At 74.6% G+C, this 11,555-nt stretch carries 12 protein-coding genes; 3 read left to right on the top strand and 9 right to left on the bottom strand.

Annotation, left to right across the window (positions count from 1 at the left end; genetic code table 11):
- Positions 1-11: 11 nt before the first annotated feature.
- A complete protein-coding gene (locus tag IG69_RS0102735; protein ID WP_030526649.1) occupies positions 12-896 on the bottom strand; it encodes a Rossmann-like and DUF2520 domain-containing protein in 885 nt (294 codons plus the stop codon).
- Positions 897-939: 43 nt separating this feature from the next.
- Between IG69_RS0102735 and IG69_RS0102730 the strand changes: the two genes are divergently transcribed.
- The 3 genes from IG69_RS0102730 (at position 940) to IG69_RS21445 (ending at position 3,620) form a co-directional block, all read left to right on the top strand.
- Positions 940-1,896: an SAM-dependent methyltransferase gene (locus IG69_RS0102730; protein ID WP_030526648.1), complete on the top strand. Its 957-nt coding sequence runs from the start codon at positions 940-942 to the stop codon at positions 1,894-1,896.
- A gap of 113 nt (positions 1,897-2,009) precedes the next feature.
- On the top strand, positions 2,010-3,113 hold the full coding sequence (locus IG69_RS0102725; RefSeq protein ID WP_245616069.1) for an NADH-quinone oxidoreductase subunit D: 1,104 nt from the start codon (positions 2,010-2,012) through the stop codon (positions 3,111-3,113).
- Positions 3,114-3,215: 102 nt separating this feature from the next.
- Positions 3,216-3,620 (top strand): class F sortase, encoded by a 405-nt coding sequence (locus IG69_RS21445; protein WP_084696530.1) that lies wholly within the window; start codon positions 3,216-3,218, stop codon positions 3,618-3,620.
- 139 nt (positions 3,621-3,759) lie between these two features.
- On the opposite strand, the gene IG69_RS0102715 is transcribed toward IG69_RS21445, so the two are convergent.
- The 8 genes from IG69_RS0102715 to IG69_RS0102680 all read right to left on the bottom strand — a co-directional run bounded on the left by IG69_RS0102715 (position 3,760) and on the right by IG69_RS0102680 (position 11,537).
- Positions 3,760-4,254, bottom strand: a complete 495-nt coding sequence (locus IG69_RS0102715) for a DUF3180 domain-containing protein (RefSeq protein WP_030526645.1) — start codon at positions 4,252-4,254, stop codon at positions 3,760-3,762.
- Entirely contained in the window at positions 4,251-5,159 is a 909-nt protein-coding gene (gene folK, locus IG69_RS0102710) for a 2-amino-4-hydroxy-6-hydroxymethyldihydropteridine diphosphokinase (protein WP_030526644.1), read from the bottom strand. Before folK ends, IG69_RS0102715 begins: the two co-directional genes overlap by 4 nt.
- Complete coding sequence (folP, locus tag IG69_RS0102705) at positions 5,156-5,995, bottom strand: dihydropteroate synthase (protein WP_036828938.1); 840 nt, start codon at positions 5,993-5,995, stop codon at positions 5,156-5,158. The genes folK and folP overlap by 4 nt, the downstream gene beginning before the upstream one ends.
- 8 nt (positions 5,996-6,003) lie before the next feature.
- On the bottom strand, positions 6,004-6,603 hold the full coding sequence (folE, locus tag IG69_RS0102700; protein ID WP_036828937.1) for a GTP cyclohydrolase I FolE: 600 nt from the start codon (positions 6,601-6,603) through the stop codon (positions 6,004-6,006).
- A gap of 13 nt (positions 6,604-6,616) precedes the next feature.
- Positions 6,617-8,716 carry an ATP-dependent zinc metalloprotease FtsH gene (gene ftsH, locus IG69_RS0102695; RefSeq protein WP_030526641.1) on the bottom strand — a complete coding sequence of 700 codons (2,100 nt, stop codon included), beginning with the start codon at positions 8,714-8,716 and terminating at the stop codon, positions 6,617-6,619.
- A 160-nt stretch (positions 8,717-8,876) separates the two neighbouring features.
- Complete coding sequence (hpt, locus tag IG69_RS0102690) at positions 8,877-9,428, bottom strand: hypoxanthine phosphoribosyltransferase (RefSeq protein ID WP_030526640.1); 552 nt, start codon at positions 9,426-9,428, stop codon at positions 8,877-8,879.
- A 36-nt stretch (positions 9,429-9,464) separates the two neighbouring features.
- Positions 9,465-10,463 (bottom strand): tRNA lysidine(34) synthetase TilS, encoded by a 999-nt coding sequence (gene tilS / locus IG69_RS0102685; RefSeq protein WP_030526639.1) that lies wholly within the window; start codon positions 10,461-10,463, stop codon positions 9,465-9,467.
- Positions 10,464-10,496: 33 nt separating this feature from the next.
- Positions 10,497-11,537 carry a zinc-dependent metalloprotease gene (locus tag IG69_RS0102680; RefSeq protein ID WP_030526638.1) on the bottom strand — a complete coding sequence of 347 codons (1,041 nt, stop codon included), beginning with the start codon at positions 11,535-11,537 and terminating at the stop codon, positions 10,497-10,499.
- Positions 11,538-11,555: the final 18 nt, after the last annotated feature.

Here is an 11,555-nt window from a genome sequence, read left to right as displayed (position 1 = left end):
CACGCCCACGCTCACTCCGTGCCGAGGACACCGAGCAGCGGCTCGGCGGCGGCGGGCGACAGGCGCCCGCTGTCGAGCGCCCGCAGCGCGGTCGCCCGGGCGAGCGCGACGTAGGTGCGTCGGACCTCGGGCGCCGTCCGGTCCAGCTCGCGCAGGTGGTCCGCCACGGTCCCGACGTCCCCGCGCGCGACGGGCCCGGTGAGCGCGGCGTCACCCATCCGCAGGGCGTTGTCGAGGGCGGCGTGCATGAGCGGGGCGAGGACCGCCCGGGGGTCCGGCACGCCGGCGCGCGCGAGCACCTCCATCGCCTCGGCGGTCAGGGTGACGAGGTGGTTCGCGCCGTGGGCGAGGGCCGCGTGGTACGCGAGCCGGTCCTCCTCCGGGACCCAGACGGGGGTGCCACCCATCTCGAGGACGAGGGCCTCGGCGACCGGCCGCAGCGCCTCGTCGGCGGTCACCCCGAAGGCGCAGTCGACGAGCCGGTCGAGGTCCATCGCCGTGCCGGTGAACGTCATCGCCGGATGGAGCGCGAGCGGCATCGCGTGGTGCTCGCGGACCGGCTCGAGGACGGTCGTGCCGTGCCGCCCGCTCGTGTGGACGACGAGCTGGCCGGCCTGCCACGCCCCCGTGGCCGCGAGCCCACGGACGAGGTGCCCGAGGGCGTCGTCGGGGACGGCGAGCAGCACGAGCTCGGCCCCCTCCACGACGGTGGGGACGTCGGCGACCGGGACGCCGGGCAGGAGGCTCTCGGCGCGGTCGCGGCTCGCGTCCGAGACGGCGTAGGCACCCGTCACCCGGTGGCCGGCGCGGGCGAGCGCCGCCCCGAGGACCGCCCCCACGCGGCCGGCGCCGACGACGCCGACGGTGAGGCGGGCAGGGTGCTCGAGGCCGTCCACCCGTCGCACGCTACCGCCGTCGCGCACCGGTAGCGTGCGGCGGGTGGACCCCGTGCCGTGGCGTGACGCGTGGCAGGACGCGCTCTACGGCCCGGACGGCTTCTACCGGCGACCCGAGGGACCGGCCGGCCACTTCACGACCTCGGCGCACGGCGGGCCCGGCGCCGTCCTCGCGCAGGCCCTGGCCCACCTCGCGGACGCCGAGGGAGCGACCCACGTCGTCGACCTCGGCGCCGGTCGCGGCGAGCTCCTCGGGGCGCTGGACGCGCACCGGCCGGACCTGCGGCTCACCGGCATCGACGTCGTCGGCCGGCCCGCCTCCCTGCCCGCCGCCGTCGAATGGACGACCTCGTCCGGCGGCGCGGCGCTGCCCGACGCGCTGCAGGACCTGGACGGGGTCCTCGTCGTCGCGCACGAGTGGCTCGACGTCGTGCCCTGCACGGTCGCCGAGGTCGACGAGTCCGGCCGGCTGCGCGCGGTGCTCGTCGACCCCCGCTCGGGCGAGGAGTCCCTCGGCGGCCCGCTCGACCCCGCCGACGCCGCGTGGTGCGCGTCCCACTGGCCCACGGACGACGCGGCCCCCGGCGACCGCGTCGAGGTCGGGCTGGCGCGCGACCGCGCCTGGGCCGACCTGCTCGCTCGCGTCCGGCGCGGGGCGGTGCTCGCCGTCGACTACGGCCACACCAGCGAGGACCGTCCGGACGGCGGCACCCTCGTCGGCTACCGCGACGGCGTCGTCGTCGCCCCGGTGCCCGACGGCTCGTGCGACGTCACCGCGCACGTCGCGGTCGACTCGCTCCGGCACGACGAACTGACGACCCAGCGGGAGGCCCTGCACCGGCTCCTCGGCCGCCCCCTGGTGCCCGACCACGGCCTGTCCCGCACCGACCCGGCCGCCTACCTCGCGGCGCTGGCGGGCACGTCGGCGCTCACCGCGCTGACCGACCCGAGCGGGCTCGGCGGCTTCCGCTGGGTGCTCGCCCGCGTGCGGGCCGGATGACCCCGCCGGGCGTGCGGCAGACTGGCCGCGTGAGCCCCGACGCCCCCACCGAGCAGCACGCGCCACGTGCCCTCGACGTCGCGGTCGGGGCCGGCGGGCTCGCGACGGCCGACATGGTGCTCAACATCGGTCCGCAGCACCCGGCGACGCATGGGGTGCTCCGGCTCAAGGTCGTCCTCGACGGCGAGCGCATCGTCGCCGCCGAGCCGGTCGTCGGCTACATGCACCGCGGGGCCGAGAAGCTCTTCGAGGTCCGCGACTACCGGCAGATCACCGTCCTCGCGAACCGCCACGACTGGCTGTCCGCGTTCTCCAACGAGCTCGGGGTCGTGCTCGGTGTCGAGGCGATGCTCGGGATGGAGGTGCCCGAGCGCGCGGTCTGGCTGCGCACGCTGCTCGCCGAGCTCAACCGGGTGCTCAACCACCTGATGTTCCTCGGCTCCTACCCGCTCGAACTCGGCGCCATCACGCCCGTCTTCTACGCGTTCCGCGAGCGCGAGGAGCTGCAGGCCGTCATGGAGGAGGCCTCCGGCGGCCGGATGCACTACATGTTCAACCGGGTCGGCGGCCTCAAGGAGGACGTCCCGGCCGGCTGGCTCGGCCGGGTCGCCGACGCGGTGGATGCCGTGCGCCGTCGCCTGCCCGAGCTGGAGTCGCTGCTCGTCGGCAACGAGATCCTCCTCGCCCGCACCCGTGGCGTCGGGGTGCTCGACCCCGCGACCGTCCACGCGTACGGCGTCTCGGGCCCCATCGCCCGCGCGAGCGGCGTCGACCTCGACCTGCGCCGCGACGACCCCTACCTCGCCTACGCCGAGCTCTTCGCGCCCGGGGGCCCCGGCCGGGTCGTCACCCGCACCGAGGGCGACTGCCTGGCCCGGCTCGAGGTGCTGCTCGAGCAGGTGCACGTCAGCCTCGACCTCGCCGACGCCTGCCTCGACCGGCTGCGGACCCTGCCGCCCGGGCCCGTCAACCAGCGCCTGCCCAAGGTGCTCAAGGTGCCGGAGGGCGAGCGGTACACGGCGACCGAGAACCCGTTGGGGCTCAATGGGTACCACCTCGTCTCACGCGGCGAGAAGACGCCGTGGCGCCTCAAGCTGCGCTCGGCGTCGTTCAACAACGTGCAGGTGCTCACCGACGTGCTGCCCGGCTGCCTCGTCGCCGACATGGTCGCCGTGCTCGGGTCGATGTTCTTCGTCGTCGGCGACGTCGACAAGTAGCCACCGGGGGAGCCGCGGCGTGGCGGGTCGTCCGCCGGTGTACGAAAGTCGACACATTCGTCAGTTCCTGCACACCCGCGAGACCCGTCAGCCCAGCCATCCGTGTGCAGGAATCGACGCTTTCGTCGATTGACGCACGGGGCGAGGGCGCCGGCCTCAGGGGCGGGGCGCAGGTGCTGCACGATCCCGCAGCCGGGTGGCCGGACCCCGACCCCTATCCTCGCCGGGCACGTCGGCACCCCGGGCAACGGCCCCGACGTCTTCCGCCGCCTCCCCCAGGCCCGCCGTGGGGACACGGTCAGCGTGCGCTACGACTCCGGCGACGTCGTCCGCTTCGTCGTGCGCCGCTCCGCCGGGATGCCCAAGCAGCAGACCCCGACCGACGACACCATCTGGGATGCGGGCAACCCGGAGCCGCTCCTGCGGCTCATCACGTGCGACCCCCGCACGCCCCTCGCGCGCGGCCACTACGAGGGCAACTGGGTCCTCTGGGCCGACCTCGCCTGACCTCCTCGCACGGGGCCTCGGGCCGGTGTGCAGGAACCGTCACATTCGACGATTGCTGCACGGGACGGGGGCGGCGGCCGGAGCGGGGCGGCGGCGGGAGCGGTGCGGCGGTGGGAGCGGGGCGGGGCGGGGCGCAGCGTCAGTGGCGGGGCGCGGGCTCGTCGGCCTGGCCGGACCGGTCCTCGTCGTCGTCGCGGTCGATGCGGCACCACGCCTGCGCCACCATCCCGGCGACCACGAGCAGCACCGAGGCCAGCAGCATGAGGCCGAAGACGAGCAGTCGGTCGCGGTTGGCGACGAGCGAGAGGTCGCCGAGCAGGCTCGCGAGCTGCCCGAGGTACCAGCCGGCGGCCGCGGCCCCGGTCAGCGCCGCCGCCTGGGCGAGGACGACGGTCCGCGCCGCCCGCAGCGCCTCGACCGACGTGCGGTGGCCGCTGCGCACGTGGCGCCGGACCGGGCGGGCCAGCCAGAGCACGAGCCCACCCATGACGACGAGCAGGACGCCGGCCGCCCACGGGGGACGCTGCAGCAGCGTGCCGTCGCGGGTGACGACGAAGGCCACCAGCCAGCCGACCACTGCCGTGACGAGCGCGACGAGGGCCAGCACCTGGAGGCGGATGCCGTTGCGGCTCAAGAGGTCTCCTCGTCCAGCGGCGTGATGTCGGAGGTGTCGAGACCCGTCAGCAGGTCGGCCACGGCGACGACGCCGCCGTCGTGCCGCAGCACCGCCGACGGGTCGGCGTCGTGCCAGGGCGCGAGCACGAAGCCGCGCTCGTGCGCCCGCGGGTGGGGGAGCTGCAGGTGCGGTCGGTCGGACACCACGTCGGTGCCGTCGGCCGGGTCGCCGTACTGGACGAGGTCGAGGTCGAGGGTGCGGGCGCCCCACCGCACCTCGCGCACCCGGTCGAACGCGGCCTCGAGCCGGTGCAGCTCGCGCAGGAAGGACGCCGGCGAGAGCGCGGTGCGCATCGTCGCGACGGCGTTGGCGTAGCGCGGCTGCTCGGGCCCGCCGACCGGGTCGGTACCGACGACGCCGGAGGCGTGCAGCCCGTGCACGGCGGGGTGGTGGGCCAGCGCCTCGAGGGCCGAGCGCACGGTGTCGGCGGGCGCGCTGGCGCCGTGCGGCAGGTTGGCCCCCACCGCGACGACGACCGGCACCGGCTCCCGGTGGCGCACGACCCGGACGGTGACGTCGCCGAACGGCACGCCGACCGGCGCCTGCGGCTTGTGCACGGTGACGACCACCTCGTCGACGGCGGTGTGCCGCAACGCGTCCTGTGCGACGACCTCGGCGAGCCGCTCGATGAGGTCGAACGGCTCGCCCTCGATGCGGGCCAGGGTCGCGGCGCCGATCTCGCCGTAGTTGACGGTGTCGCCGAGGTCGTCGGTACGACCGGCCGGCGCCAGGTCGACGGCGATCTCGACGTCGACGACGAACTCCTGGCCCTCGCGCTTCTCGTGCTCGAAGACGCCGTGGAACCCGCGCCCGCGCACCCCGCTGAGGGTGACGCGGTCGCGCGAGGTGCCGGCGGGGATCACGCGTCGACCCCGGGGCCGCGCAGGGCCAGCGCGATGTCGAGGGCGTCGACGGCCGCGACGACGTCATGAACGCGAACGCCCCACGCGCCGTGGGCGGCCGCGTGCGCGGTCGTCACCGCGGTCGCGACGTCGCGCTCGAGCGGCGCCCGCTCCGCGCGACCCTCGCGGCCGACGAGGCCGAGGAACCTCTTGCGCGAGGTGCCGACGAGCACCGGCTGCCCGAGGGCGAGCACCTCGTCGAGGCGGCGCAGCAGCTCCCAGTTGTGGGCCGCGAGCTTCGCGAACCCGAACCCCGGGTCGAGGACGAGCCGCGAGGCGTCGACCCCCGCCGCCAGCGCGGCGTCGAGGCGACCCTGCAGCTCGCGACCGACGTCGGCGACGACGTCGTCGTACCGGGCGCGGTCCTGCATCTGCGCACTGTGGCCGCGCCAGTGCATCGCGACGTAGGGGACGCCGCGCTCCGCGACCAGCGGCAGCATGTCGGAGTCGGCGAGGCCGCCCGAGACGTCGTTGACGAGCGTGGCGCCGGCGTCGAGCGCCGCGGCGGCGACCGAGGCGCGCATCGTGTCGACCGACACCGGGCCGTCCGCGGCCAGCGCCTCGACGACGGGCAGCACCCGGCGCAGCTCCTCGGCCTCGGAGGGCCGCTCGGCCCCCGGACGGGTGGACTCACCGCCGACGTCGAGGACGTCGGCGCCCTGCTCGCGCAGCAACCGGCCGTGCGCGACGGCGTCGTCGGGCTGGAACCACTCGCCGCCGTCGCTGAAGGAGTCGGGCGTGACGTTGACGACGCCGAGGACCAGCGGCCGGCCGGGCCGGCCGGTGGGGAGGGGCACCGCCCCGGTCACCGCTTCCCGCCGAGCAGCAGCGACATCGCCTCTGCCCGGGTGGCCACGTCGCGCAGCTGCCCGCGCACCGCGGAGGTGATCGTCCGCGAGCCCGGCTTCTGCACGCCGCGCATCGACATGCACAGGTGCTCCGCCTCGATGACGACGATGACGCCCTGCACCCCGAGGTGCTCGACGAGCGCGTCGGCGACCTGCGTCGTGATCTGCTCCTGCACCTGCGGGCGCCGGGCGTAGACCTCGACGAGCCGGCCGAGCTTCGACAGGCCCGTCACGCGGCCGTCGGTGCCCGGGATGTACCCGATGTGCGCGACGCCGTGGAAGGGCAGGAGGTGGTGCTCGCACGTCGAGTACATCGGGATGTCCCGGACGATCACGAGCTCCTCGTGCTCGATCGGGAAGGTCGCCGACAGCACCTCGGCGGGGTCCTGCCACAGACCGGCGTAGAGCTCGTGCGCGGCCTTGGCCACCCGCTTCGGGGTGTCGAGGAGGCCGTCGCGGTCGGGGTCCTCGCCGATGGCGTAGAGGAACTCCCGGACCGCGGCCTCGGCGCGCGCGACGTCGACCGGAGGTCGCGTCGTGCTGGTGTCCTGCGTCATGACGACCTCCTGGTCAGGGTTCGACACGCCCACCCTCCGGCACCTCGACGGTCTCGGACGCGGGGTGCTCCGAGGGTCCGGCACCGTCCTGGGCCCGGGCGTCGATGGCGGCCTCGGTCGCCGGGTCGCCCGGGGTGACGACGGCGCCGTGGGGGGCGCCGGAGCCGTTGGCGCGCCCTGCGAGGGCGGCCTCCTCGGCCGGCGTCAGGACCGGCGGGATGTCGGAGAGGGTGCGGTGCTCGCTCGAGAGCCACAGCGGGCGCCGGGGGCGCTTGTTGATGTCCTCGAAGATCGTCGCGAGCTCGGCCGCGTTGAGCGTCTCCTTCTCGAGGAGCTCGAGGACGAGGCGGTCGAGGATGTGGCGGTTGTCGTTGACGACGTGCCACGCCTCGTCGTGCGCGGCGTCGATGAGCTTGCGCACCTCCTCGTCGACGACCGCGGCGACCTGCTCGGAGTAGTCGCGCTGGTGCCCCATGTCGCGGCCGAGGAACGGCTCGCCCTGGCTCTGGCCGAGCTTGATCGCGCCGACGCGCTCGCTCATCCCGAACTCGGTGACCATCTTGCGGGCCATCGCCGTGGCCTTCTCGATGTCGTTCGCGGCGCCGGTGGTCGGGTCGTGGAAGATGATCTCCTCCGCGACGCGGCCGCCGAGGGCGTAAGCGAGCTGGTCGAGGATCTCGTTGCGGGTCGTCGAGTACTTGTCGTCGACCGGCATGACCATCGTGTAGCCGAGGGCCCGGCCGCGCGGCAGGATCGTCACCTTGGTCACCGGGTCGAGGTGGTTCATCCCCGCCGCGACGAGGGCGTGGCCGCCCTCGTGGTAGGCCGTGATCTTGCGCTCCTTGGCCGACATGATGCGCGTGCGCTTCTGCGGGCCGGCGATGACGCGGTCGATGGCCTCGTCGAGGACCTCGTCGTCGATGAGCTTCTTGTCGCCTCGGGCGGTGAGCAGCGCCGCCTCGTTGAGGACGTTCGCGAGGTCGGCACCGGTCATGCCGGGGGTGCGCCGCGCGACGGCGAGGAGGTCGACGTTGGCACCCATCGGCTTGCCCGCCGCGTGCACCTGGAGGATGCGGTGACGGCCGATCATGTCGGGGTTCTCGACCGCGATCTGCCGGTCGAAGCGGCCCGGGCGCAGCAGCGCCGGGTCGAGGATGTCGGGGCGGTTGGTCGCCGCGATGAGGATGACGTTGGTCTTGACGTCGAAGCCGTCCATCTCGACGAGCAGCTGGTTGAGCGTCTGCTCGCGCTCGTCGTGACCGCCGCCGAGCCCGGCGCCGCGGTGGCGGCCGACGGCGTCGATCTCGTCGACGAAGACGATGGCGGGGGCGTTGGCCTTGGCCTGCTCGAAGAGGTCACGGACGCGGCTGGCGCCGACACCGACAAACATCTCGACGAAGTCCGAGCCGGAGATCGAGTAGAACGGCACGCCCGCCTCGCCGGCGACGGCGCGCGCGAGGAGGGTCTTGCCGGTACCGGGCTGGCCGTAGAGCAGCACGCCCTTGGGGATCTTCGCGCCGACGGCGAGGAACTTGGCCGGCTCGCGGAGGAACTCGACGATCTCGTGGAGCTCCTCGACGGCCTCGTCGGCGCCCGCGACGTCGGCGAAGGTGACCTTGGGGGTGTCCTTCGTCGCGAGCTTGGCGCGCGACTTGCCGAACTGCATGACGCGCGAGCCGCCGCCCTGGGCCTGGGTCATGAGGAACCAGAAGAGACCGACGAGCAGGAGCACGGGGAAGAAGCTGATGAACAGGGTCCAGAAGGCGCTGTCGCCCTCGACCTTGTCGTCGTAGCCGTCGGGGAGGTTGGACTTGAGCTCGGCGACGAGGTCCGCGGCGCGGGCGTCGACGTACTCGGCCCGCACCTGCGTGGCGCCGGAGATCTTCTTCTCCGGGTCGGAGAAGGTCTGGCCGCTCTTGAGGTCGAGGGTGAGCACGTTGTCGGTGCTCATGACCGCCGACTCGACCTTCTTGTCGGTGATGAGCTTCTCGGCCTGGGCCGTCGTGATGGTCGTGTAGCTGCCGTTCCCGCCCACCGTGAAGACGAGGAGGAGGAGCACGAGCGCGGCGAGCACCCAGAACACGGGGGCCCGGAGAATGCGTTTGAAGTCCATCTGGTCGCGGGGCGCGGGGCCCCACCCTCCTGGTGCTCGTCGAGAGTGGCCCGGGCGGTCCGTCCGGGACTGGTACACGCTAGCAACGAGCCCGTCCGCGCTCGTGTTCCGCCGTCGAACCCGGACCCGGTCGGTCACGGGTCGGCGGCGGGCGCGGGGGTCAGCTGTAGACGTGCGGGGCGAGCGTGCCGACGACGCGCAGGCCGCGGTAGGCCTCCGCGTAGTCGAGGCCGTAGCCGACGACGAACTCGTTGGGGATGTCGAAGCCGACCCACTTGACGTCGACCTCGACCTTGGCGGCCTCGGGCTTGCGCAGGAGGGTGCATATCTCGACCGAGGCGGGGCTGCGCGACTCGAGGTTGGACTTGATCCACGACAGCGTGAGGCCGGAGTCGACGATGTCCTCGACGATGAGCACGTGGCGGCCGCTGATGTCGGTGTCGAGGTCCTTGAGGATGCGGACGACACCGCTGCTCTTGGTCCCCGAGCCGTAGGACGAGACGGCCATCCAGTCGACCGGCGCGGTCATCGGCAACGCGCGCATGAGGTCGGCCATCACCATGACGGCGCCCTTGAGGACCCCGACGAGGAGGAGGTCCTTGCCCGCGTACTCGTCGGCGATGAGACCGGCCAGCTCCTCGAGCTTGGCGTGGATCTCGTCCTCGGTGATGAGGACTCGTTCGAGGTCGGCTCCCATGTGGGCAGCGTCCACGTCGGCTCCTGGTGAAGGGGATGGGTGGGTCGCGCCCTATTCAACCCGAGCGGGGGGACCGATGGACACCCGGCCGCCGCCCCGCTGCACCCGCAGGTCGCCCGGGACGTGCACGGCGCCCTGTCCGCGCCAGTGGGTCAGCAGCCGGTCGCAGGCCTCGACGTGGCGGGACGAGACCTGCCCGGCCGGGGCGCCGGCGGCGACGAGGAGCCGCCGCCAGACCCGCGTGCGGACGGCGCGCGGCAGGGTCACGAGCGCGTCGGCCGCCCACGGGCCCGGCCCGAGGGTCGCGACCGCCTCGTCGGCGAGGGCGTCGAGGTGGTCGGCGTCCTCGCGCAGGAGGTCGGCGCTGCGGGCCAGCGCCGCGCCGAGCCCGGGGCCGAGGTCGGCCTCGAGGTCGCACAGGGCGCGGCGGGCGCGCACCCGCGCGAAGGCCGGGTCCTCGTTCATCGGGTCCTCCCACCACGCGAGGCCCTCGGCCGTGCAGGCGGCGCGGGTCTGCTCCCGGGTGAGGCCGAGCAGCGGCCGGCGGTAGGGGCCGCGGGCGGCGGGCATCCCGGCGAGGCTGCGCGCGCCGGAGCCCCGGGCCAGGCCGAGGAGCACCTGCTCGGCCTGGTCGTCGCGGGTGTGGCCGAGGAGGACCAGGCGCGCCCCGTGGTGGCGCACGGCATCGTCGAGGACGCGGTAGCGGGCCTGCCGGGCCATCGACTCGAGCCCGTCCGGGCCGCCGGCCGGCACCCACGTCGAGGCGACGGACACGGGGTCGAGCCCGAGCGAGCGCAGGCGCGCACCGGTCTCCTCGGCGACCTCGCGCGAGCCATCCCGGAGGCCGTGGTCGACGACGACCGCCCCGACCCGCAGGCCGGCGCGCTCCCCCTCGTACCGGGCGGCGTCCGCGAGCGCCGTCGAGTCGGCGCCGCCGCTGCACGCCACGAGGACGAGGTCACCGGGGTCGCACCCCGCGAGCACGGCGCGCACCGCCGAGCGCACGGCGGCGACGGCCGGGTGCGGGCGGCCCCACGCGCGTCCCGTCATCCGGGCAGTGTGCCGCAGGCGGGGCGCGCCGCGTCAGGCGTGGACGCGGCGGACCCAGGCGGCGGGGTCGGCGATCTCCTGCGGCAGCGGCAGGGTCTCGGGCGAGGTCCACACGGCGTTGAAGCCGTCGACGCCCACCTGCTCCTGCACCCCGCGGACGAACGCGGCGCCGTCGCGGTACTGGCGCATCTTGGCCTCGAGGCCGAGCAGGCGGCGCAGCAGGCGGTCCGGCGCGCCAGAGCCGCGCCGGCGGTCCGTGAAGCGCGAGCGGATGTCGGCGACGGTCGGGATGTGCGCCGGGCCCACGTCGTCCATGACGACGTCGGCGTGCCCCTCGAGGAGGGACATGACGGCGGTGACGCGGGCCAGCTGCTCGCGCTGCTCGGGGGTCGCGAAGAGCTCCGTGATGCCCGTGCCGCCCTCGGAGAAGACCTCGGGCAGCCGCTCGGTGACGCGCGAGACGATCTCCTGGATGCGCTCGGAGTCGGGCGCGAGGTCGACCGCGAGGCGGCGGGCCTGCGTGACGAGGTGGTCGCGCAGCCACGGGTTCGCCGTGAACTGCACGCGGTGGGTCTCCTCGTGCATGCAGACCCAGGCGCGGAAGTCGGCGGCGTCGACCCCGAGCTCGCGCGCCGTGGCGACGAGGTTGGGCGCCACGAGCAGCAGCGCCGGGGTGCCCCCGGGGGCGATGTCGTACTGGCCGAGCACCTTGCTCGCCATGAACGCGAGGAGGGCCCCGGCCTCGGCGCCGGTCACCTTGCCGCCGATGGCCTGCGCGGTCGCGCCCGGGGTCACGCCGCGCTTGCCGACGATCGCGTCGACCGCGGGGTCGAGCAGGGCCGACATCGAGTCGGCGTTGACGGTGATCCACGTCGCCCGGTCGACGACGAGCGCGTCCGGCGCGTCGGCGGGCGTGTGCATCCGCGCGGTCTCGGCGACCGGCTGCCGGGCCGCCCGCGCCGCGGCGCGGATGGCCTCGACCTCGGCCCTGGCCTGCGCCGGTGACACCACGGGACCGGCCGGCACGAGCGTGCGGCCGGTGCTCTTCGCGAACTCCCAGTCGACGTATCCCACGGGCTCAGCCTCTCATCC

This window comes from Phycicoccus jejuensis, from assembly GCF_000720925.1.
GTDB lineage: Bacteria > Actinomycetota > Actinomycetes > Actinomycetales > Dermatophilaceae > Phycicoccus > Phycicoccus jejuensis.
This window is presented reverse-complemented; position numbering and strand designations above follow the sequence as displayed.

What these genes read in the sequence shown, in the direction of transcription:
- IG69_RS0102725 (WP_245616069.1), top strand. Translation starts at nt 2,010, where the DNA reads ATGGTGCTCAACATCGGTCCGCAGCACCCGGCGACGCATGGGGTGCTC.
- folE (WP_036828937.1), bottom strand. Translation starts at nt 6,603, where the DNA reads ATGACGCAGGACACCAGCACGACGCGACCTCCGGTCGACGTCGCGCGC.
- ftsH (WP_030526641.1), bottom strand. Translation starts at nt 8,716, where the DNA reads ATGGACTTCAAACGCATTCTCCGGGCCCCCGTGTTCTGGGTGCTCGCC.
- tilS (WP_030526639.1), bottom strand. Translation starts at nt 10,463, where the DNA reads ATGACGGGACGCGCGTGGGGCCGCCCGCACCCGGCCGTCGCCGCCGTG.